Here is a 21,836-nt window from a genome sequence, read left to right as displayed (position 1 = left end):
TCGGTCAGGCCTCCGTTCCGGTGCTCTCAGCAGCCGGAGCGGCAGCGGCCTCGGCCTGGGGGGCCTCGGCAGCGGGAGCCTGCTGCGGCTTGCGACCGCGCCGCTCGCCACCACGGCCACCACGGGCCGGGCGGTCACCAGCGCCACCGCCACGGGCCGGGCGGTTGCCGGCGCGGGCTGCGGCGTTCTCGGCGCGGACCTCGGCGATGTTCTTGACGTCGCCCTTGTAGATCCAGACCTTCACACCGATACGGCCGAAGGTCGTCTTGGCCTCGAAGAAGCCGTAGTCCACGTTCGCGCGGAGCGTGTGCAGGGGCACACGGCCCTCGCGGTAGAACTCCGAGCGGGACATCTCGGCGCCGCCGAGGCGGCCACCGCACTGGATCTTGATGCCCTTGGCGCCCGCCTTCATCGCCGACTGCATGCTCTTACGCATGGCGCGACGGAAGGAGACGCGGGAGGACAGCTGCTCGGCGACGGCCTGGGCCACCAGCTGAGCGTCCGTCTCCGGGTTCTTGACCTCGAGGATGTTCAGCTGGACCTGCTTGCCGGTCAGCTTCTCCAGGTCACCGCGGATGCGGTCGGCCTCGGCGCCGCGGCGGCCGATGACGATGCCCGGACGCGCGGTGTGGATGTCCACGCGGACACGGTCACGGGTGCGCTCGATCTCGACCTTCGAGATACCGGCGCGCTCCATGCCGGACGTCATCATCCGACGGATGGCGACGTCTTCCTTGACGTAGTCCTTGTACAGCTTGTCGGCGTACCACCGGGACTTGAAGTCCGTGGTGACACCGAGCCGGAACCCATGCGGGTTAACCTTCTGGCCCATTACCGGGTTCCTTCCTTGCTGCTGACGACCACGGTGATGTGGCTGGTCCGCTTGCGGATCCGGTAGGCACGGCCCTGGGCGCGCGGCCGGAACCGCTTCAGGGTCGGACCCTCGTCGACGTATGCCTCGGAGATGAAGAGGCTGTCGGCGTCGGTGTGGTCGTAGTTGTGCGCGGCGTTGGCGATGGCGCTGTCGAGCACCTTGCCGACCGGCACGGAGGCTGCCTGCGGAGCGAATCGCAGAACAGCCTGGGCCTCCGTGGCGTCCATGCCACGGATGAGGTCCACCACTCGGCGGGCCTTCATGGGCGTGACGCGGATGTACCGCGCCTGGGCCCTGGCTTCCATGGTTGTCCCTTCAGTTTCTTACGTGTCTGAATGCGATCCGCTGTTAGCGGCGCTTCGACTTCCGGTCGTCCTTGACGTGGCCCCGGAAGGTGCGGGTCGGCGAGAACTCGCCGAGCTTGTGGCCGACCATCGACTCGGTGACGAACACCGGGATGTGGGTCTTGCCGTTGTGCACCGCGATCGTGTGACCGAGCATGGCCGGGACGATCATCGAGCGACGGGACCAGGTCTTGATGACGTTCTTGGTGCCGGCTTCGTTCTGGACATCCACCTTCTTGATCAGGTGGTCGTCTACGAAGGGCCCCTTCTTCAAGCTACGAGGCATCTCAACCAGTCCTTAACGCTTCTTGTTCGTCTTGCGGCGGCGGACGATGTACTTGTTCGACGCCTTCTTGGGCGAACGAGTACGACCTTCCTTCTTGCCCCACGGGGAGACGGGGTGACGACCACCGGACGTCCGGCCCTCACCACCACCGTGCGGGTGGTCGACCGGGTTCATGACGACACCACGGACGGTCGGGCGAACGCCCAGCCACCGCTTGCGGCCGGCCTTGCCCCAGTTGATGTTCGACTGCTCGGCGTTGCCGACCTCACCGACGGTGGCGCGGCAGCGCGCGTCCACCATGCGGATCTCGCCGGACGGCATACGGAGGGTCGCCATGGCGCCCTCACGGGCGAGCAGCTGCACCGAGGCACCCGCGGAGCGGGCGAACTTGGCACCGCCACCGGGACGGAGCTCGATCGCGTGGATCGTGGTACCGACCGGGATGTTGCGGAGGGCCAGGTTGTTGCCCGGCTTGATGTCGGCCCCGGGACCGTTCTCCACGGTGTCGCCCTGCTGCAGGTTGCGCGGGGCGAGGATGTAGCGCTTCTCGCCGTCCGCGTAGTGCAGCAGCGCGATGCGCGCGGTGCGGTTGGGGTCGTACTCGATGTGCGCGACCTTCGCCGGCACGCCGTCCTTGTCGTGACGACGGAAGTCGATCACTCGGAAGGCGCGCTTGTGTCCGCCACCCTGGTGGCGAACGGTCACACGACCGGCGTTGTTACGGCCGCCCTTGCTGTGCAGCGGGCGGACCAGCGACTTCTCCGGCGTGGACCGCGTGACCTCGACGAAGTCGGCGACGCTGGCGCCACGACGGCCCGGCGTAGTCGGCTTGTACTTGCGGATTCCCATTTCTCAGTCCTCGTCCGATATCGGACGATCCGACCCGCTTACGCGGTCGGACCGCCGAAGATGTCGATACGGTCGCCCTCGGCGAGGGTCACGATCGCGCGCTTGGAGCCCGCGCGCTGACCGAAACCGGTCTTGGTGCGCTTGCGCTTGCCCTGGCGGTTCAGGGTGTTGACCCCGGTGACCTTGACGTCGAAGACCGCCTGGACGGCCTGCTTGATCTGGGTCTTGTTGGCGCCCGGGGCGACGACGAACGTGTACTTGCCCTCGTCGAGAAGCGCGTAGCTCTTCTCCGAGACGACCGGCTTGAGCAGCACGTCACGGTGGTCCGTGAAGGACTTGCTCAGCGGGGTCTCGACGGTGTTCTTGCCCTCGGCCTCGTGGCGGCGCGCCTTGGCGACGCGCGCGGCCTTGGCGGCCTTGGCGGCCTTCGAGGCGATGCTCGGGTGACGGGTAGCCATCAGACCTCGGTCCCTTCGGTGTCGTTGGCCTTCGGGCCGGCGACGAAGGACTCGAGAGCGGCCTGGGTGAAGACCACGTCGTCCGAGACGATCACGTCGTACGTGTTCAGCTGGCCCGGCTCCAGGATGTGGACCTGGGGCAGGTTTCGGGCGGACAGCCACGCGGCCTCGTCGGCGCGGTCGACGACCAGGAGCAGGTTCTTGCGCTCCGAGATCTTGCCGAACAGCGTGCGAGCGGCCTTGGTGCTGGGGTTCTCGCCCTCGACCACGCCGGAGACGACGTGGATGCGGTTGTGGCGCGCCCGGTCGGTGAGGGCGTGACGCAGAGCGGCAGCCTTCATCTTCTTCGGGGTGCGCTGCGAGTAGTCACGCGGCTGCGGGCCGTGGACGACGCCACCGCCGGCGAACTGCGGGGCGCGGGTCGAGCCCTGACGGGCGCGGCCGGTGCCCTTCTGGCGGTACGGCTTCTTGCCGCCACCACGGACCTCGCCACGGGTCTTCGTCTTGTGCGTGCCCTGGCGGGCGGCCGCGTTCTGCGCGACGACGACCTGGTGGATCAGCGGGATGCTGACCTTCTCCACGCCGAAGATCTCCGCGGGGAGCTCGACGCTACCGGTCTTCTCGCCGGCAGGCGAAAGGATGTCAACAGTGCTCATCGGTTACCTCAGGCCCCCTTGGCCGCGGTGCGGACCAGGACGAGGCCGCCGTTCGGACCGGGAACCGCGCCCTTGATGAGCAGCAGACCCTTCTCCGCGTCAACGGCGTGGACGGTCAGGTTCTGGGTGGTGACGCGCTCGTTGCCCATGCGACCCGCCATGCGGAGGCCCTTGAACACACGGCCCGGGGTGGCGCAGCCACCGATGGAACCGGGAGAGCGGTGCTTGCGCTGGGTGCCGTGACCGGCGCCGAGGCCCTTGAAGTTGTGACGCTTCATGACACCGGCGAAGCCCTTGCCCTTGCTCTTGCCGGTGACGTCGACCTTCACGCCGGCCTCGAAGACCTCGGCGGTGACTTCCTGACCGAGGGTGTACTCGGAGGCGTCGGCCGTACGGATCTCGACAAGGTGACGGCGGGGGGTGACGTCGGCCTTGGCGAAGTGGCCCTTGAGGGGCTTGTTCACCTTGCGCGGGTCGATCTCGCCGAAGGCGATCTGGACCGACTCGTAGCCGTCGACGTCATTGGTACGGACCTGGGTGACGACGTTGGGGCCGGCCTTGACGACGGTGACCGGGACGACACGGTTGTTCTCGTCCCACACCTGCGTCATGCCGAGCTTCTCGCCCAGGATGCCCTTGATCTGCTTAGCCATTACTCAGCTCACCGACCCTCAGAGCTTGATCTCGATGTCGACACCGGCCGGGAGGTCGAGTCGCATCAGAGAGTCAACGGTCTTGGGGGTGGGGTCGAGAATGTCGATCAGGCGCTTGTGCGTGCGCATCTCGAAGTGCTCGCGCGAGTCCTTGTACTTGTGCGGCGACTTGATGACGCAGTACACGTTCTTCTCAGTGGGCAGCGGCACCGGGCCCGCGACCGACGCACCAGTGCGGGTCACCGTCTCGACGATCTTCTTCGCCGAGGAGTCGATGACCTCGTGGTCGTAGGCCTTGAGCCGGATGCGGATCTTCTGTCCCGCCATGGCTACTCAGTAGTCCTGTCTCTGTTTAACGCTCTGGAACCCGGCGGATTCCTTCTGCTGCCTTCACATCCTCCGACCCACGCGGTCGGGCGTGTCGCGCTCCCGCTGACACAGATGCCCCTTGTTCGAACATCCCTGCGGGGAATGCACACGGCCCTTCCGGAACCGCAAGCCGAGGGCGAAAGGCCCACCGGGCGCCTGGCCGGTGCCGCACCGCGCTTCCCGAAAGATTCCCGTACGTCCGTCCCAGTGCTGCCCTGGGGCAGTTAGGACGACGAGTACTGTGGGACTCGCTTCCGGTCCTCCCGGCGGGAGGCGCACAGCATCAACACTCGACCGAGCAACTCCGACAGTCTGCCATAGAGGGCGGGGGGCTGGCCAATCGGGCCGGAGAGAATACCCCCAGGGTGACGTAGGTCAAACACGAGGCCGAGCGCGTCCCCCGGCGCCATGATCGTCGAGTGACGCAGCGCACGTCCGACGGGTGACGCGCCGCTCGCGGGGATCACAACCCCCACGGATCGAGGTGCGGAGCGGCGGACGGCTCCGGTGACCACAGCAGGCGGCCCTCCAGATCGCCTCCGAGGATCTCGCCGAGCAGATCACGCATCCAGCCGGTCCAGCACACCGCGACGGGAAACTGCGGAACCCGGAACGCCGACAGCTCGACAGGCACCGCCTCCGGACGGAAGACCGTCTTCCGCATCTCTCCGGTGGCCTTCTTCGGCCGGGCCGACCTGCGGGTGTCCACGCAGTCCACGAGAGACTCCACCACGTACAGGGCGTCGTCGTGCGGCCCAGGGCCCGGTGTACGGACGGGACCAGCCGACCGGCCCGCTCCAACTGCTCCTGCCCTACCCGGTCGACGAGGCCCCGGCTCAGCATCGGCGCGCCCGGACAGTCGGAGGCGAAGTCGGCCTTGCGCGCCTTGGGATCACCGGTCCACTCGGCCTCGAACGAGTCCGGCAGAGCGACCCGCGGCCCCTGGAACTGCCGGCGCTTCAGATCGATCAGCGAATCGCCCAGGCGCAGCGTCCTCAGGCTCCTCGTGCCGACCAGGAGGCGCTACACGGCCGAAGGGACCGAGGGGCTCGATACGGAGGCCGGTGCGGAGGACGGGTCAGAGGTCATGGAGTCCGGCCGCCCGCCGTGACGCGGGTCGCACCGATCCGGTCCGGACCGCCTTCCGGGGTGTCCGGGTCGGCCAGGGTCACCATCGCTCCGCGCGCCGCCGGGAGAACGCCTGGCTCACAGCTCGATCGGCCGGTAGGCCAGTGCCTGATCCACCACTTCCTCAGCCGTGAGATCCCGGTCCGAGTAGTAGATCAGATCGGTTACCCGAGGATGCGGCACACTCCGCTTCAGTTCCTCTACCAACGCGTCTTCCTCCGCCTCGGGCAGACGTGCGTCAATGAGCTGCTGAACCATCTGAACGAGTTCTTCACGTGTTTTCGAGATCACGTAATACTTCCCCTCGACCTGATCCTGCTAGCTGCCGAAATGGTAGCCACCCTCCAGCACCTCCTTATGATATCGCGGCGTTACGACCACCAGGTTGTCGAGGTCGTATACACCGCCGCCTCGCCCGATGGGCTGGACGTGATGCAGCACGTAACGGCCCTGGCCCGGAATGGCCTGACCGGCTGCGGTGAAAGGCGCCTTCCCCTCGGCCATGGCGGTCTGGCCGGACTTCTTGAACTGTCCGGCCAGTTCCGGATTCTTCGAGACCTCTTCCCAGAACGCCGCCCTGAAGTGGTCGAAACTCTTGAACTCGCGCCCCTGCAGTCCTCGGGCCACCTGTCCTGGAATTCTCCCCGCATTTCCATGGCTCCCCCTCAGCCACTTACCGGTGATATCCGGAAGCCGGTCACCTCCTGTGACCATGCCCGGAGAATTGCGAAGCTCCGTCGCACTCTTCCGGGCCGCGATCTCGCAGGGGGTCAGACCGAGAGGATCACCCCATGTGTGCGGATTGTGCACATATGCAACGGGGTTTGGGGCGGGCTCCAGTCCGAGCGGGTCCTGGGTGAGGTAGAGGGCCGTTTCAGGGTCGTAGTGGCGAAAGAAGTTGTAGTGCAGGCCCGTTTCCAGGTCGTGGTACTGACCCGGAAAGCGGAGCGGTGTGTGAGCAGTGCCGTCCGCCGCCCACGCGGTGACACCCCACAGGGTGCTGCGGGCCCGCCCGGCGACGTTCCCGGTTTCGTCGACGAGTTCGGTGGGAGTGCCGACGACGTCGGTGACGATGGCGAAGAAGCGGGAATCGATCTCGTCCTGAGGTGCGTCCGCGGCCGACTTCCGCTCCGTCTGGGCTATCGGCGCCAGGCCGTGGTGGTCCCAGGTGAGGGTGACCGAGGTGTCGACCGACGTCGACGTGGTGGTCTGTTCGCAGAGAGCCGTGCCGTCCCAGGTGAAATCGACCTGTTCGACCACGGTGACACCGTCGTCGGCAAGACGCAGTTTCGCCGTCCTGCGCCCCAGTGGGTCATACGTGTACCGCCAGCGCGTGCCGTCGGGTGTGACGACCGAGACGAGCCGGTCCTCGGCGTCCCAGGTGTAGCGCCAGGTGTCGGGCTTGCGGGACAACCGTGTCTTCTGCCGCAGGGTCACCCGGCCGAGGCCGTCATGTTCGTAGCGGACCTTCCCGGCCCGCGTGAGACGAGTACCGCGGTAGGCGCGGTCTCCGGTGGCTTCGTGGCCGGGGTGGGTGTGGGGCCAGTCGGCCTGGGTCTGGTTACCGGCACTGTCGTAGGCGTAGGTCTCGGTCCAGTTCTCCGCCCGCACCGCGGTGACCCGCCCGGCCGCGTCCAGATCGAAACGACGGCTTCCGAGGACCGAGGCGTCGACCCCGGTCAGATTCCCGTCGGCCCGGTAGGCGAAAGACCGGTGCAGGACGGGCCGGATGTCGGTGCGCGTGATCGTCTGGCTCGTCAGGCGCCCCACCTCGTCGAACGCCTGGGCCAGGGTCGCGGCGGTGCCGATGCGCCGCGTCACCTCTCGGCCCGCCGAATCGTGCTCGAAGTCGATGACTCGCCCGGAGGTGACGAGACGGGTGAGCCGCCCTGCTTCGGCGTAGGTACGGCTGCTCGTGGCACCGGAAGGAGTGACACGGCCCACGAGCTGCCCCGCCGCGTCATAGGAATAGGTCACGGTCCGTCCGTTGACCGTCTCGGCCAGGAGACGGCCGACGCTGTCGCGCTCGAGGGTGAGCGCGGAGTCGGGTCCGGCGGCGTGCGTGAGGTTGCCCAGTTGGTCGTACGCCCAGGTGGTGACGGTCCCGCACGAGTCCTTGCGTATCAGCTGGCCAAGGGCGTCGTATGTGCAGGTGATGGTCTGGCCGAGTGCGTCGGTGCGGGAGACGAGGCGCCCGGCGGCATCGTGGGCATACGTGAGAACGCGGCCGTCGAAGTCGGTCTCCGATGTCAGTCGACCGGCCTGGTCGTAGTCGTAGCTCCAGGCCATGCCCAGGGGGTTGGTGACGCGGACGAGGCGCAGGGACGCGTCGTAGGAGAACTCATGGCGAGCCCCGTCCGGACCTGTGCGGGCCGCGAGCAGGTCGAAGTGGGTGTAGTCGGAACGGGATACCTGCCCCAACTGATCGGTGTGGCTCGTGCAGTTGCCCTCGCCGTCGTAGCTCCACTCCTCCACGGCACCGTCCGGTGTGACACGGCGCAGAAGCCGGCCCTCCGTCGACCAGGACAGTCGCGTGGTGTGCCCCAACTCGTCGGTGATGGTGACGGGGTTCCCGAAGGCGTCTCGTTCCCAGCCGGTGGCGCCTAGCTGGTCGGTGACCTCGAGAGGCATGCCCGCACGATCGCAACGCACGGTGGTCGTGCGGCCCAGAGGGTCGGTGACGGTAAGGGGATGACCTTCCGGTGTGTAGGTGCTGCGAGAGGTCGCCCCGCCTGGATCGGTGATCGACGTGCAGTTGCCGCGTTCGTCGTAGGAGTAACGCCATGAGGTGCCGTCCGGCAGGTTCACGCACGTAGTGAGATGGAGATCGTTGTACTCGTAGCGGACCGTGACGCCGTCGGGCCCCGTGATCGCGACCGGCTGCCCCAGTTCGTTGACGCTGATCCGCGTGGTGTGGCCGAGCTGATCCGTCGTCGAGGTGACGTGCTGGTGGGTGTCATGGTCGGTGCGCACCATGCCGCCCAGCGGGTCGATCTCGGCGATGACGAGGGAACGCTCGTCGACGACGAAACGGCTGGTGGCACCGTCCGCGCTGGTGATCTCCGTGACACGGCGGTCGGGCCAGGCCGGTGCGGCCTGGTCGTAGGCGAAGGTGTTGGCCATGTGCCCGGCCTCACCGCCTTGGGCGATGCACCGGTCCTGCTCGTCGTAGGTGTACGAATAACGGCGGAGGTTCGTGTCCTGCCACGACGTGATGCGCTGCCGCTCGTCGTAGGTGAATCGCGTCGGCGTGGCTGCCGAGCCGGCGACTTCGGTGAGGTTCCCGGCGGTGTATCCGTACCGCTTGACCGTGACGTCTCGCCCGTCCTCGCCCGCGCCGGCCAGTGCCAGCGCGATGACGCGCCCGTCTTCGACGGTGAGCCTGAGGTGATACCCACCGGAGTGGCGGACGGCCTGAGGGGCACCCTCGTCGTCGTAGTCGAAGTCGACGGTGTTGTCGTTGCGGTCGGCTGTTCGCTCCAGGAGTGCCACGCCACCGGCAGGAGCGGCGAAGCGGCGGCTGATGCCCGTGAGCGGCTCGGTGATGAGGTAGCCACCCGTGTCCAGCCGGGTCAGCGGCCAGAGAGGGCCGCTCTCAGGAGATACGGAAGCCGCGGGCCCCTCGGGGTGCGGATAGGCCAGCAGCATGCCGTCCTCGGTGACGAACACGATTCCGTGCTCGTCGATTTCGAGACGCTGGTCGACAGTGGAGGACCAACTGGGCCCGAACCACCGGCCCGAGCGACCACCCGAGGAGGCGCGGCGGGTGAAGTCAAAGGCCAGGGTGCCCGGCAACGCGACATCCGTCTGCGCCAGGTACATATGGCCCGTAGCCGGGTCGATCGGGTCGCCGCATCCTTTGATCAGGCCTTTCAGCCTGCTGTAGGCGCCCTTTGAGCCTTCCGCGAGCAGTCCTCGGGCGGACTTGAGGCCCCGCAGGCCGCCAGCCATCGCCTTCATGCCGCCCTTGATGTTCCTCAGTTCCTTGAGGCCCTTGGCGAGCTTGCCGAGCGACGTGATGCCCTTGCCGCCGGGTATGCAGTCCAGCGCGGCGAACGCCACGTCCCATAGAGACGCTTGGCCCTTGGAGTATTTGTAGAGCGTGTCGGCGAGCACGACGAGGGCGGCCACGAGGACGATCGCGCCGAGGATGGGCCCGCCGATGATCAGCGCGATGATCCCGACGACCGCGACGACGACCTTGCAGACGGTGACGATGGTGTCCCAGTTGTCCTCGAACCAGTGGCCGACGTCCTGCCACCAGTGCCGGTTCGGGATCCCCGCGTCGGAGGCCTCGTCGATCTTCCGCTTCGCCTCACCCGCCGCGTCGTCCCGCATCTTCCGGGCGTCCTCGGCCATCTTCTTCGCGGCGTCGAGGGCGTTCTGCGCGGTGGTGACGTCCGACTGCGCCTTGGTGTGCGCCGACTTGGCGCTCTGCACGTCCCGCGTGGCGGCCCGCACCTTCGCCTCGTCCGGCTTGTCACCGTCCGACTTGCTGCCGGTGGGATCGTCCTTGTACTTGTCGGCTTCCTTGCCGGCGCGGGTGACCCAGGAATCGGCGGAAGACAGCCGGGACTTGGCCGAGGAGAGATCCGACTGGGCCTCCTTCGCCTTGGCCAGGGCCTTGTCGGCCAGGGCCTGCGCCCGCTCCAGCTTCGGCCAGTAGTCGGCGAGCGCGTCGCCGCACATCTCGTACGACTTCTTCAGCTTCTTCAGGTTCTTCGGGACGTCCTTGAACTGCTCCTTGAAGACGTCCGCGGACTTGCCCGCCCACTGCAGGAGTGTGTCCTCGCCGGCCATGCCCTTGACCAGGCGCAGGGCGTCGGAGACGTCGTCGGCGAAGTCGTGGAGCTGTGTGGCGAGCGAGCGGACGCGTTGCGGGTCGCCCGGGGTGGGGTCCCGGTCGAGGTCGAGTGGATGCCAGTCCGCCGGCCGATACCCCGCCATAACCCGCAACCCCCGTCGCGTGTGCCCCGTCAACAAGCCTGTGCACAAGCGAACTTACAAGGAACGGTCGTTCGAGGTGAAGCCCGGCGGTCAGGCTGGGCCGTGGACCGGGCCCTCAGGCGGCGCCAGGGCGGTCGCCGACGGTCCAGAAGCGTGAGCCCTTCGGCGGCGCCGGACGCACGTCCCAGCCGGACAGGTCCTCTTCGGGATCCCCGTCCGGTGTCCTCCCCTCCTTGGGCTCGAAGTAGAGCCCGTAGGCCCAGAACTCGGGAAACTCATGGCACATGAGATCCGGATAGGGTCCTGTCTCCGCGCCTTCAAAGGCCGCGTTGACCCGCGCCACCGCCTCTCCGGGAGAAACACCGAACCTGGTCACCAGCACTTCGGTGATCTCCCGGAAGAACTCCAGCATTCCCTGGTCCAGCGCCACAAGAAATTCCCCGGTTCTCATTCCGGCGCCCGTTCTGGCGTCGGATGGTCGGGCCGCCGCGTCCTCGGGCGGCGGCGGACAACGGCCGGATCCGGCTGCGGTGCGAAGGCGGGACGGGCGCTGGGGAAGTCGCTCGGGAACACGTCCATGCGGGTTGCGCCGGAGAGGACGGCCACGAGGAACTCCACGAGTCCGCCGTCGAAGTGGGGCCACTTGGTGTGGCGTGCCCCGTTCGCCGTGACGGTCCATTCGTTCGGAGTGGTTTCGGGGTCGGTGACCCAGTAGATCGTGTCTCCGTTGTCGGTCTTCCCGGCCGCCAGCAGGTGATCGATCTTGTACGGGACTCTCTCCTTCAAGCTCTCCGGCATCCGCTCCAGCAACTCGGCAGAGCGTTCGGCGGCGTCGACGAGGCGGGTCGGCCAGTACCGTGAACGCGGGTGCAGGATCGTCATGAAGTCGTCGAAGCCGCCCGGTCCGTACCGCTCCGACAGCCACTTGTAGTCGTCGGGCAGGGAGATCCCTGGCTCGCCCTCGACTCGTTCCCAGTCGACGGCGTCGTCCACGGTCGCGTCCCCGGACGGTGGTGGCGGTACAAGTCGTAGCAGTTCTTCGCGTGCGGTCGTCGTCACGGTGTCTCCATCCGTTCAGCGGTGGCGGTGGCCGCGCAGGGCCCGCCGGCCGTCCTCGACCGCGTCCGCGGAGCGCAGCCACCAGTACTCCAGCTTGTCCCGCACCGTCACGTACACCCACCGGCGCTTGAACCAGGGCGGCAGGTCCCGGAACGGCACGAAGGTCAGCGTGTCCCTGATCGGGTGCTCCGCGACGCCGCCGAGGCCCTCGGCCCGCAAGGCGGCGAACAGTTCCGGGGTCAGCCGCCAGTTGAGCCGTGCCGCGTGCCCGGCCGCGACGAAGGCGTTCGTCCGCTGGAGACCGTCCGGGAACCCCATCACCTTGACGATCCGGAGCGACGCCTCCTCCAGCGGGCAGTGGAACGCCAGCCCGATCACCGCCGTGCCGAGATGGTCCTCGCCGCGCTCGAACGCGGCGTCCCACTCGGCGGGGTCGGCGAGCCCCAGCAAACCCTCGCCGGTCTCCCACCGCACAAGGTCAGCCCGCGAACCGGAACGTCGACGTGATCGCGTCGAAGATGTCGAAGAAGGAGTCGGCCAGGTCCAGGACCTGGCTGCTGCCGGCGACCAGGGCGACCTTGCCCTCCTGGCCGGGGACCGGGATGAACGTCTGCATCAGGACCGCGCGGATCGTGCGGTTGAGGCTGTCCTCGGGGATCGGGATGTCCTCGATGCCGTACGTCCGGGCGGCGGGGCCGACGCCGGGGATGTCGACGGTCGTCACCTTCCGCCAGGAGTCGCCCTCCCGGTGCGCCTCCTTCGGCGCGAGCTGGGCGGCGATGGCTGCCGAGTCGTTGGAGAGCGGCGCGCCGTCGCGGGTCCGGCCGCCGACCAGCGACACCGTGACCGAGCCCGTGATCGGGGTGTCACCGCCGAAGCTCTCCGCCATGCAGCCGCAGTACATCGCGCCCGACTTCCACGCGTCGGCCGCGGACTTGCGCAGGAAGCCGACGTACGTGTCCCGGTACTGGGCGAGCTCCGGGTGCTGGGCCACCCGCTCGTTCACCATCCGCCGGATCGAGTCGTCCCGCGACTCCGGCCGTACGTCGAACTCCCACCACGATTCCGGCACCTTGATGCGGAATCCGCCGCGCTCGATGGTGAGCGTCTCCATATAGCGGGCCATGGTGTACGTCGTCCCCCGTCCGATGGTGTGATGTACGGTGCGGCCAGACTACGAGATGCGCGAACGGGGGACGGTCACGTGGGCAAAGGCAAGAGCGACCTCGCGATACCGCTGAGCGAACTTGAGGACTACGGCCGTCAGCTGCGCTCCATCAAGGAACGTCTCAACCACACCAAGAAGATGTTCGAGTCCTACAAGGACGACGTCGGCAGCGGCACGGTCTACGACGCCCTCGACGACTTCGAGTCCAACTGGCACGACGGCCGCGAGGACATCACCAAGCAGATCGACTCGCTCGCCGACATGTCCGACACCGTGGTCCGCGAGTTCAAGAAGCTGGACGACGACCTCGCGAAGAAGGCGAAGGACGCGGTGCGGCCGGAGGAACAGCAACAGGGCGGCGGCGGGAACAAGGCGGAGTAGTACGCGCTCTCCCGGGACAGGTCTCTCCGTATGCCGGACACCGCACTGCTCATCATCGACATGCAGCGCGCCCTGTTGAAGGACGCCCACGACGGCGAGGCCTGCCTGGGCAGGGTCGCCGAGCTCGCGGAGCGGGCCCGCGCGGCCGGCGTACCGGTCGTCTACCTACGGCAGCGGTTCGATCAGGTGCCCCCGGAGTGGCTCGAAGTCCATCCGACGCTGACGCCCCGGCCGGGGGACGTCGTCCTCGACAAGGACAGCGCGGACTCCTTCCTCGGCACGGCGCTCGGCGAGGTCCTGGCCGGGCTGGCCGTCCGCCGTCTCGTCGTCACCGGCAACGCCTCCGACTACTGCGTCGACTCCACCAGCCGCAGCGCCCTCTCCCACGGCTACGACCTCGTCCTCGTCGCCGACGGCCACACGACGATCGGACGCCCGGCCGGCGCCGAACCCACGGCCGCGCAGATCGTCGCCCACCACAACGGAATCTTCTCGGTCATCCGGTACGCGGGACGGTCGGTCGCGGTCACACCGGCGGCGGAGATCCGCTTCACCGCCTCGCCCCACTCGCCGACGTGAACGTGTCTGCAGCCCAAGCAAAAGGACGGGTTAATTCCAGGTTATTCGGAATGAACAATCTCCGGAAATACCGCTCACAAAAGTCTGCCTGGTTCCCCTGCTGATCATTTCCAAACCCTGTGACATTTTCTGACCTTGGCTTTACCATCGCCCAATGCGTATTTCCGAGGTCGAAGCCGCCAACGCCCGCATGCTGGCCCACGCACCATCGGTCAGGCCGGTCACCACCAAGGACATCATCCGCGAGCACCGCAAGAAGTTCCCGTACCGCGGCTACGTCGACATCGAGTCGCCGTACTGTCCGCCGTTTGTGATGTTCTGCGTGAACGACGATGCGGTAGCCATGGACACCCTGTGGAACGGGAGGTTCGGCTACGAGCCCGGAACCCTCGGCACCTGGTCCCGGCTGGCGGCGCGGAGCGCGACGATCGCGGACGTCGGTGCCCATGTCGGCTACTTCTCGATGATCGCCGCGCACGCCAATCCGAAAGCGAAGGTGCACTCCTTCGAGCCGGTCGACCAGATTCACTCGCGGCTGTCCGTGAACGTCCGGTCGAACGGCGTCCAGAACGTCAAGCTCCACCAGGCCGGCGTCTCCAGCAAGCCCGGCTGGGCCGACATCAGTGTCCGTTTCTCCGGGAACCTGCTGTCCACCGGTTCGACCCTGGAGGGCGTCGCCTCCGACGCCCGGCTCCAGCACATCCAGCTCGTCACGCTCGACGAGGTGTTCGCCGACACCAAGCTGGACCTCGTCAAGATCGACGTGGAGGGCCATGAGATGTCCGTGCTGCACGGGGCCCGCCAGGTGCTGAAGCGCGACCGGCCGTTCCTGGTGATCGAGGCCCTGGTCAACGCCCCCCTCGACGACCTCTTCGCCGAGTTCGAGCCGCTCGGCTACGACGCCCACTGGATCACCGAGGCCGACGGCACACTGGTGCCCTGGCAGGAGCCCCGGCCCCCGCGCACCCGGAACCTGCTCTTCGCCCCGAAGGGCTGAACTGAGGCTGTCCCCACCCCTGGCACACCTGTGTCCCGGATGGTCGGCCCGGGCCGCGTCCGGCACCGTGACAGTCGGAAGCGGAAGTGGCGTGGGTGGAAGGACGTCATCGTGAGCGTGCGTCGCAACGTCGCTGTCTCCATCGCAGCCTGTTCCCTGACCCTGGGCCTCGCCGCCGTGGGCGTCGTGGGAGCGCCGCCCGCCCTGGCGGGCGGTACGGGCCGTCTGGACGGCGTATGGCGCATGGACGGGTACGGGACCGTCCTCGCCGTCGACGGCCGAGGGGTGCAGGAGTACCAGACGACCGCCGTCAGCTGCCTCAAGGACGACGAGGAGTTCCGGAAGAACCGCGACTCGGCGTTCGACCGGGCCGTCGCCCTGTTCCGGCAGCGGGCCTGAGGTGAACGGCCGCCGGGAATCCCGGCCCCGCAGCCGGCCGGCGTACCGCCTAGACCCGACGGCTCTCCAGCGGCCCCAGATACGTCGGCGTCAGCCCGCCCGTGTCGATCACCAGCCGCTGTACCACCACCGTGGGGTCCACCGCCCAGAACTTCAGGCGGTGGACTCCGGATCCCACCGTGTGGTGCGTCGCCGTCCGGTTCACGTTGTCCGACGTGTTCCGCGCCCACACCACGTTCAGCAGGCCGTCGTCCGCGCCCGCGGTGATGTCCACCGGCTGGGGGCGGTCGTCGTCGAAGGACAGCGCGCAGCGCAGGCCGGCCGTCGTCGGCAGTGCCGGATTCCGCGGGGACAGGTACGCCCACACCGTCACCTCCCCCGCCGACAGCAGGGTCACCTCGTACTCCAGCCGGGGACACGCGTCTCCCCAGCCCCCCGTCACCGGCCACGCCGTCATCCCCGCGCCGGTCCGGCCGATGCCCTCCAGCCGGCGCCAGCCGCCCACCGCGCGGTCGTGATGCTCCGCGTCGATCGCCACATAGCCGCCCGCCTCGACGAAGCCCCGCAGCCCCCGCGCCGACGGCCTCTCCGCGACGCAGCCCACCGTCACCGACTCCCCCGCCCCGCTCACCGTCAGCGATCCCACGGACCGGCCGGCCGGTGCCCGGGACCAGTCCACCCGCACCTCCACCCGGACCTGCCGCGCCACCCGGCCCCGGGGACGGTCCACCCGCAGCCACGGCACCGACGTCTCCACCCGGTAGTCGAAGGGGGTACGGCCCCGGTTGAACACCTCGACGTACTGCTGCGGCCGGGTCTGGTACGGGCTGAACGACGGCAGACCCGGCGCGTTCCCGTCCCCGTCCACCGACACCCCCAGCCCCGCCGCCTCCGGCACCTCGATCCGCCGTACCGCCGGGAACAGGACGTCCGGCAGGGCCACGTTGTCCTTCTCCGGCTGCTGCCAGGGCGCGTTGGGGCCGTACCGGTCCACGTCCCCGTAGTCGATGTGCGGCTGGGTCTGGAAACCCTGCCATTTGCCGCCCGCCACCGCGGAGTCGAACCGCTCGGCCAAGGCGAAGTCCCGCAGCAGGCCCTGCTCCGCCTCCGCCGCACGGTCATTGGCCGCCGCTCTGCCCTCACGGGCGTAGCGCAGGTTCGTGAACTCGGCCTCCCGCAGCGCGTACAGGTTGGCGGTCGCCGTCACCTCGTACCCGACCAGCTCGAACCACGCGTCCCGTACCGCCGCCGGCAGCCGGCGCTCGATCCGCGCCGCCCTTCTGCCCAGCTCCCGCCACTCCTCCGTCACCCGCTCCAGCTCGCGGTGTTCGAAGGAGAAGGGCGTCTGCTGATCGTCGTACACCACCTGGCCGTCGTCCGTGAGCGTGATCCGGCGGTTCAGCAGCTCCGGCTTGCGGCGCGCCTGCAACCGGCCGTAGGCGGCGAGCACTTCGGCTGCCTCCCGCGCGACCTCCTCGCCGAAGTTCTGGCGCGCGTACCGCCGCTCCCACTCACCCAGCCGGTCGATGTCCCAGCGCTCGGGGTTCCAGGCGTAGTCGAGGAAGAACTGGGTCGGCAGTTCGTTGCCCTTCAGGTCGCCCACGTTGGCCACCCACAGGCCGTGGTTGCCGTAGGCGTGCGCCTGGTGGAGCTGGTCCCAGACGTTGCGCAGGTTGGCCGTGTCGACCCACTTGTAGTTGCGGCCGGCCCCGACGTAGTCGAAGTGGTAGTACAGGCCGTGTCCGCCGCTGCGGGGCTCCGCCGGGGACGGGTGCCTGCGGATGTTGCCCCAGTTGTCGTCCGTCAGGACCACGGCGACGTCGTCGGGGGCCCGCAGCCCCCGGTCCCAGTAGCGCTGGACCTCCTTGTAGAGCGTCCACACCTGGGGGGTCTCGGCGGCCGGTCTGCCCGTGACCTCCTCGATGATCCCCCGCTGTGCCGCGATGATCTCCCGCATCAGTTCGATGCCGTCGCCGTCGGGGAGTCCGGTGTCGCCGTTGCCGCGCATGCCGAGGGTGACGACGCCCTCGAAGCCCTGGTCGACCATCCGCTGGATACCGGCCCGCCAGTACGCCCTGATCGCCGTCGGGTTGCGGAGGTACGACCACTCGCCGGTGCCCCCGTAGGGGTCGGTCCCGTTGGCCGCGTGGCGGTTCCACTCCTCGATCCCCCGCATCATCGGCGCCTCATGAGACGTGCCCATGACAACGCCGTACTCGGCGGCCCTGCGGTGGTTCTCCGGGTCGTCCTCCGCGAACGCCCGCCCCCACACCGCCGGCCAGAGGTAGTTGCCCTTCAGCCGGAGCAGCACCTCGAAGACGCGCGCGTAGAAGTCCGCGTTGAAGCCGCCGGGATAGCCCGGGGCCTTGCCGGGTCCGAAGTGGGCCGGCGCCCAGGTCCCGAGCGCCGGGTTCTCGTCGTTGATGAAGAACCCGCGGTATTTCACCGCCGGCGTGCCCTGGGTGTGGCGGCCCGGCAGCACCCACACCCGGTCGCGGTGGACCGGCGGGACGTCGTCCCACCAGTACCAGGGCGAGATCCCGATGCCGTACGAGACGTCGTACGCCCCGAAGATCGTGCCGCGCGGGTCGCTGCCCGCGATGACGAAGGCCTTCTCCACGCCGGGCAGCGGATGCTCGACCACCGCCTGGAGCGAGGTCTCCCAACGACCCCTGACCCCCGTCACGTCCAGCTTGCCGGACGCCGCCAGGCCGTCGATCAGCGGGCTGCGGCCGATCGTGCCGACGAGCACCGCGTGCCGGGCGACGGTGGAGCCCGGGCGTACGCCGGTCACGCGCTCGATGTCGGCACGGAGGTCGCCTGCCACCCGTACGACTCCGGGGTGATCCTGGGCGCTCACCACGACCGGGGCGCCGACGAGGGAGAACGCCCCGCCGGTGAAGGAGATGTACGCCCCGGGGTCCGTCACCCGCGGCCCATCGCCGGCCGTGGCCGCCCACGCGATCCCCGGCGAGAGCACCGGTACGGCAGCGGCACCCAGCACGGTTCTACGGCGCACGGACATGGCGCACCCCACCTCTCCACCCGAATTTGGTCAGCGGCATGACAAATGGTGGGGTGAGTGGCTCCCGGGAGCCAGGGGTCGTACGCGCCGAATAGTTTCGAGACGCCGACACGCCGAGAGGCCCGTACGACCGGAGTCGTACGGGCCTCTCAGATACCTACCGGGTCAGCCCTTGCGGGCCGAGATCACTTGTTGATCTTGGTGACCTGGCCGGCGCCCACCGTGCGACCACCCTCACGGATGGCGAACTTCAGGCCCTCCTCCATGGCGATGGGCTGGATCAGCTCCACCTTCATGTCGGTGTTGTCGCCCGGCATGACCATCTCGGTGCCCTCGGGGAGGGTCACGACGCCGGTCACGTCCGTGGTACGGAAGTAGAACTGCGGGCGGTAGTTGTTGAAGAACGGCGTGTGACGGCCACCCTCGTCCTTGGACAGGATGTACGCGGTCGCCTCGAACTCGGTGTGCGGCGTGACCGAACCCGGCTTGATGATGACCTGGCCGCGCTCGACGTCCTCGCGCTTGATGCCACGGAGGAGCAGACCGACGTTCTCACCGGCCTGGCCCTCGTCGAGCAGCTTGCGGAACATCTCGATGCCGGTGACCGTGGTGGTGGTCTTCTCGGTCTTGATGCCGATGATGTCGACGGTCTCGTTGACCTTGAGGACACCACGCTCGATACGACCGGTGACGACGGTGCCACGACCGGTGATCGTGAAGACGTCCTCGATCGGCATCAGGAACGGCTTGTCGACGTCACGCTCGGGCTCCGGGATGGACTCGTCGACGGCCTTCATCAGGTCGAGGACGGACTGCGTCCACTCGGAGTCGCCCTCGAGGGCCTTGAGCGCGGAGACCTTGACGACCGGCAGGTCGTCGCCCGGGAACTCGTACTCGGAGAGCAGCTCACGGACCTCGAGCTCGACGAGCTCCAGGATCTCCTCGTCGTCCACCATGTCGGCCTTGTTCAGGGCGACGACGATGTACGGAACGCCGACCTGGCGGGCCAGGAGCACGTGCTCCTTGGTCTGCGGCATCGGGCCGTCGGTGGCGGCGACGACGAGGATCGCACCGTCCATCTGCGCGGCACCGGTGATCATGTTCTTGATGTAGTCCGCGTGACCCGGGCAGTCGACGTGGGCGTAGTGACGGGTCTCCGTCTGGTACTCGACGTGCGCGATGGAGATGGTGATACCGCGCTGACGCTCCTCGGGCGCCTTGTCGATGTTGTCGAACGCGGTGGCCTCGTTCAGGTCCGGGTACGCGTCGTGCAGCACCTTGGTAATGGCGGCCGTGAGGGTCGTCTTACCGTGGTCGATGTGACCGATGGTGCCGATGTTGACGTGCGGCTTAGTCCGCTCGAACTTCGCCTTCGCCACTGGGGTCCTCCTGGGAGTGGTTCTGTACGCCTTGATTCGATCGGCGCCAGGTGATCTTTGCTGTTGGTTCCCGGGCCCCGGGCCATTCCGCCACGAATGCGGAGGAACGGCCCGTGAGGCTCCGGGGTCAAGCCTAAAGCGTCGTAGCGCGGTGCGTTACTCGCCCTTGGCCTTCGCGATGATCTCCTCGGCGACGTTCCGCGGAACCTCGGCGTAGGAGTCGAACTGCATGGAGTAGCTGGCCCGGCCGGACGTCTTGCTGCGCAGGTCGCCGACGTAACCGAACATCTCCGAGAGGGGCACGAGGCCCTTCACGACGCGGGCACCGGCCCGCTCCTCCATGGCCTGGATCTGACCACGGCGGGAGTTGATGTCGCCGATGACCTCACCCATGTAGTCCTCGGGCGTGGTGACCTCGACGGCCATCATCGGCTCAAGGAGCACGGGGGACGCCTTGCGCGCGGCCTCCTTGAAGGCCTGCGAACCGGCGATCTTGAACGCGAGCTCGGAGGAGTCGACCTCGTGGTAGCCGCCGTCGAGAAGAATGACGCGGACGCCCGTCATCTCGTAGCCGGCCAGGATGCCGAACTGCATGGCCTCCTGCGCACCGGCGTCCACCGAAGGGATGTACTCCTTCGGGATGCGGCCACCGGTCACCTTGTTCACGAACTCGTACGAGGCGTCGCCGCCCTCGATCGGCTCGATCGCGATCTGCACCTTGGCGAACTGACCGGTACCACCGGTCTGCTTCTTGTGCGTGTAGTCGACGCGCTCGACGGCCTTGCGGATCGTCTCGCGGTAGGCGACCTGCGGCTTGCCGACGTTGGCCTCGACCTTGAACTCACGGCGCATACGGTCGACCAGCACCTCGAGGTGCAGCTCGCCCATGCCACCGATGATGGTCTGGCCGGTCTCCTCGTCCGAGTGGACCTGGAAGGACGGGTCCTCCTCGGCCAGGCGCTGGATCGCGATGCCCAGCTTCTCCTGGTCACCCTTGGACTTGGGCTCGATGGCGACCTGGATGACCGGCGCCGGGAAGTCCATGGACTCCAGGATCACCGGGTTCTTCTCGTCGCACAGCGTCTCACCGGTCGTGGTCTGCTTCAGACCCATCACGGCGATGATGTCGCCGGCGCCCACCGACTCGATCTCCTCACGCTTGTTCGCGTGCATGCGGTAGATCTTGCCGATGCGCTCCTTGCGGCCCTTGACGGAGTTCAGCACGGCCGTGCCGGACTCCAGGCGGCCCGAGTAGACCCGGACGAACGTGAGCTTGCCCAGGTGCGGGTCGCTCATGATCTTGAACGCGAGGGCGGACAGCGGCTCGTCGTCGGACGGCTTGCGCTTGACGACCTCCTCCGGGTTGTTGACGGCGTGGCCCTCGATGGCCTCGACGTCAAGCGGGGAGGGCAGGTAGCGCACGACCGCGTCGAGCAGGGGCTGAACACCCTTGTTCTTGAACGCGGTACCACAGAACACCGGGGTGACCGTGATGTCCTTGGACTTGCCGGACGCGATGGTGATGCGACGGATCGCGGCGTACAGCTGCTCCTCGGAAGGCTCCTCGCCCTCCAGGTACAGCTCCATGACCTCTTCGTCGTTCTCGGCCACGGCCTCCAGCAGCTTGCCGCGGTACTCCTCGGCAGCCTCGGTGTGCGTGGCCGGGATGTCGACGACGTCGTACATCTCGCCCTTGGTGGCCTCGGCGGACCACACGAGCGCCTTCATCGTGACCAGGTCGACGACGCCCTGGAAGTCGGCCTCGGCACCGATCGGGAGCTGCATGACGATCGGCTGCGCGCCCAGACGGTCCTTGATCATGTCCACACAGCGGTGGAACTCGGCACCGGTCCGGTCGAGCTTGTTGACGAAGCAGATACGCGGCACGCCGTAGCGGTCCGCCTGACGCCAGACAGTCTCGGACTGGGGCTCGACACCAGCGACGCCGTCGAACACCGTCACGGCACCGTCGAGCACGCGGAGCGAACGCTCCACCTCGACGGTGAAGTCGACGTGGCCCGGGGTGTCGATGATGTTGATCGTGTGGTCGACGTCTTCCAGCGGCCAGTGACAGGTGGTGGCAGCAGAGGTGATCGTGATGCCACGCTCCTGCTCCTGCTCCATCCAGTCCATGGTGGCGGCGCCGTCGTGAACCTCGCCGATCTTGTACGACACACCGGTGTAGAACAGGATCCGCTCGGTAGTGGTCGTCTTGCCCGCGTCGATGTGGGCCATGATCCCGATGTTGCGGACCTTGGCCAGGTCAAGTGAAGTGGTAGCCATAA

General features: G+C 67.9%; 22 protein-coding genes. 4 read left to right on the top strand and 18 right to left on the bottom strand.

The window, feature by feature from the left end; genetic code table 11:
- Window positions 1-4 precede the first annotated feature (4 nt).
- From rpsC to ACGFZQ_RS06035, 15 genes are all read right to left on the bottom strand, one after another.
- Window positions 5-832: a 30S ribosomal protein S3 gene (gene rpsC / locus ACGFZQ_RS06105; RefSeq protein WP_093499641.1), complete on the bottom strand. Its 828-nt coding sequence runs from the start codon at window positions 830-832 to the stop codon at window positions 5-7.
- On the bottom strand, window positions 832-1,179 hold the full coding sequence (gene rplV / locus ACGFZQ_RS06100; protein ID WP_003974262.1) for a 50S ribosomal protein L22: 348 nt from the start codon (window positions 1,177-1,179) through the stop codon (window positions 832-834). Before rplV ends, rpsC begins: the two co-directional genes overlap by 1 nt.
- 43 nt (window positions 1,180-1,222) lie before the next feature.
- Complete coding sequence (gene rpsS, locus ACGFZQ_RS06095) at window positions 1,223-1,504, bottom strand: 30S ribosomal protein S19 (protein ID WP_003948639.1); 282 nt, start codon at window positions 1,502-1,504, stop codon at window positions 1,223-1,225.
- Between the two features lie 12 nt (window positions 1,505-1,516).
- Window positions 1,517-2,353, bottom strand: coding sequence for a 50S ribosomal protein L2 (gene rplB / locus ACGFZQ_RS06090; RefSeq protein ID WP_189268841.1), 837 nt, complete (start codon window positions 2,351-2,353; stop codon window positions 1,517-1,519).
- A gap of 38 nt (window positions 2,354-2,391) precedes the next feature.
- Window positions 2,392-2,811: a 50S ribosomal protein L23 gene (gene rplW, locus ACGFZQ_RS06085; RefSeq protein ID WP_382528428.1), complete on the bottom strand. Its 420-nt coding sequence runs from the start codon at window positions 2,809-2,811 to the stop codon at window positions 2,392-2,394.
- Window positions 2,811-3,467 (bottom strand): 50S ribosomal protein L4, encoded by a 657-nt coding sequence (rplD, locus tag ACGFZQ_RS06080; protein WP_351693717.1) that lies wholly within the window; start codon window positions 3,465-3,467, stop codon window positions 2,811-2,813. The genes rplW and rplD overlap by 1 nt, the downstream gene beginning before the upstream one ends.
- A gap of 8 nt (window positions 3,468-3,475) precedes the next feature.
- Window positions 3,476-4,120, bottom strand: a complete 645-nt coding sequence (rplC, locus tag ACGFZQ_RS06075; protein WP_062706771.1) for a 50S ribosomal protein L3 — start codon at window positions 4,118-4,120, stop codon at window positions 3,476-3,478.
- A gap of 18 nt (window positions 4,121-4,138) precedes the next feature.
- Window positions 4,139-4,447: a 30S ribosomal protein S10 gene (rpsJ, locus tag ACGFZQ_RS06070; protein WP_003948644.1), complete on the bottom strand. Its 309-nt coding sequence runs from the start codon at window positions 4,445-4,447 to the stop codon at window positions 4,139-4,141.
- A gap of 505 nt (window positions 4,448-4,952) precedes the next feature.
- Window positions 4,953-5,219 carry a hypothetical protein gene (locus tag ACGFZQ_RS06065; protein ID WP_393839374.1) on the bottom strand — a complete coding sequence of 89 codons (267 nt, stop codon included), beginning with the start codon at window positions 5,217-5,219 and terminating at the stop codon, window positions 4,953-4,955.
- A gap of 476 nt (window positions 5,220-5,695) precedes the next feature.
- Entirely contained in the window at window positions 5,696-5,908 is a 213-nt protein-coding gene (locus tag ACGFZQ_RS06060; RefSeq protein ID WP_351693732.1) for a bacteriocin immunity protein, read from the bottom strand.
- A gap of 27 nt (window positions 5,909-5,935) precedes the next feature.
- Entirely contained in the window at window positions 5,936-10,564 is a 4,629-nt protein-coding gene (locus tag ACGFZQ_RS06055; protein WP_393839373.1) for a DUF6531 domain-containing protein, read from the bottom strand.
- A gap of 115 nt (window positions 10,565-10,679) precedes the next feature.
- On the bottom strand, window positions 10,680-10,994 hold the full coding sequence (locus tag ACGFZQ_RS06050) for a hypothetical protein (protein ID WP_393839372.1): 315 nt from the start codon (window positions 10,992-10,994) through the stop codon (window positions 10,680-10,682).
- Between the two features lie 17 nt (window positions 10,995-11,011).
- The gene (locus tag ACGFZQ_RS06045; RefSeq protein ID WP_393839371.1) at window positions 11,012-11,623 is read right to left on the bottom strand and encodes a hypothetical protein; all 612 of its coding nucleotides are present in this window, start codon (window positions 11,621-11,623) and stop codon (window positions 11,012-11,014) included.
- Window positions 11,624-11,638: 15 nt separating this feature from the next.
- A complete protein-coding gene (locus ACGFZQ_RS06040) occupies window positions 11,639-12,097 on the bottom strand; it encodes a hypothetical protein (RefSeq protein WP_393839370.1) in 459 nt (152 codons plus the stop codon).
- A gap of 4 nt (window positions 12,098-12,101) precedes the next feature.
- Window positions 12,102-12,749, bottom strand: a complete 648-nt coding sequence (locus ACGFZQ_RS06035) for a hypothetical protein (RefSeq protein WP_393839369.1) — start codon at window positions 12,747-12,749, stop codon at window positions 12,102-12,104.
- A gap of 78 nt (window positions 12,750-12,827) precedes the next feature.
- On the opposite strand from ACGFZQ_RS06035, the gene ACGFZQ_RS06030 reads away from it, so the two are divergent.
- The 4 genes from ACGFZQ_RS06030 to ACGFZQ_RS06015 all read left to right on the top strand — a co-directional run bounded on the left by ACGFZQ_RS06030 (window position 12,828) and on the right by ACGFZQ_RS06015 (window position 15,147).
- Window positions 12,828-13,172 (top strand): hypothetical protein, encoded by a 345-nt coding sequence (locus ACGFZQ_RS06030; protein WP_351748618.1) that lies wholly within the window; start codon window positions 12,828-12,830, stop codon window positions 13,170-13,172.
- A gap of 30 nt (window positions 13,173-13,202) precedes the next feature.
- Window positions 13,203-13,751: an isochorismatase family protein gene (locus ACGFZQ_RS06025; RefSeq protein ID WP_393839368.1), complete on the top strand. Its 549-nt coding sequence runs from the start codon at window positions 13,203-13,205 to the stop codon at window positions 13,749-13,751.
- Window positions 13,752-13,905: 154 nt separating this feature from the next.
- Entirely contained in the window at window positions 13,906-14,748 is an 843-nt protein-coding gene (locus ACGFZQ_RS06020; protein ID WP_393839367.1) for an FkbM family methyltransferase, read from the top strand.
- 111 nt (window positions 14,749-14,859) lie between these two features.
- On the top strand, window positions 14,860-15,147 hold the full coding sequence (locus ACGFZQ_RS06015) for a hypothetical protein (RefSeq protein WP_393839366.1): 288 nt from the start codon (window positions 14,860-14,862) through the stop codon (window positions 15,145-15,147).
- Window positions 15,148-15,196: 49 nt separating this feature from the next.
- Here the strand turns inward: ACGFZQ_RS06015 and ACGFZQ_RS06010 are convergent, their stop codons facing one another.
- From ACGFZQ_RS06010 to fusA, 3 genes are all read right to left on the bottom strand, one after another.
- Window positions 15,197-18,172 (bottom strand): glycosyl hydrolase 115 family protein, encoded by a 2,976-nt coding sequence (locus ACGFZQ_RS06010; RefSeq protein WP_393839365.1) that lies wholly within the window; start codon window positions 18,170-18,172, stop codon window positions 15,197-15,199.
- Between the two features lie 185 nt (window positions 18,173-18,357).
- On the bottom strand, window positions 18,358-19,551 hold the full coding sequence (tuf, locus tag ACGFZQ_RS06005) for an elongation factor Tu (RefSeq protein ID WP_351748608.1): 1,194 nt from the start codon (window positions 19,549-19,551) through the stop codon (window positions 18,358-18,360).
- 156 nt (window positions 19,552-19,707) lie between these two features.
- Window positions 19,708-21,834 carry an elongation factor G gene (fusA, locus tag ACGFZQ_RS06000; RefSeq protein WP_351748606.1) on the bottom strand — a complete coding sequence of 709 codons (2,127 nt, stop codon included), beginning with the start codon at window positions 21,832-21,834 and terminating at the stop codon, window positions 19,708-19,710.
- Window positions 21,835-21,836: the final 2 nt, after the last annotated feature.

Origin of the sequence: Streptomyces sp. NPDC048254, assembly GCF_043201895.1 — a bacterium.
Taxonomy (GTDB): Bacteria; Actinomycetota; Actinomycetes; order Streptomycetales; family Streptomycetaceae; genus Streptomyces.
Note: the sequence above shows the minus strand (reverse complement) of the source record. Positions and strands in the feature narration are given on the sequence as shown.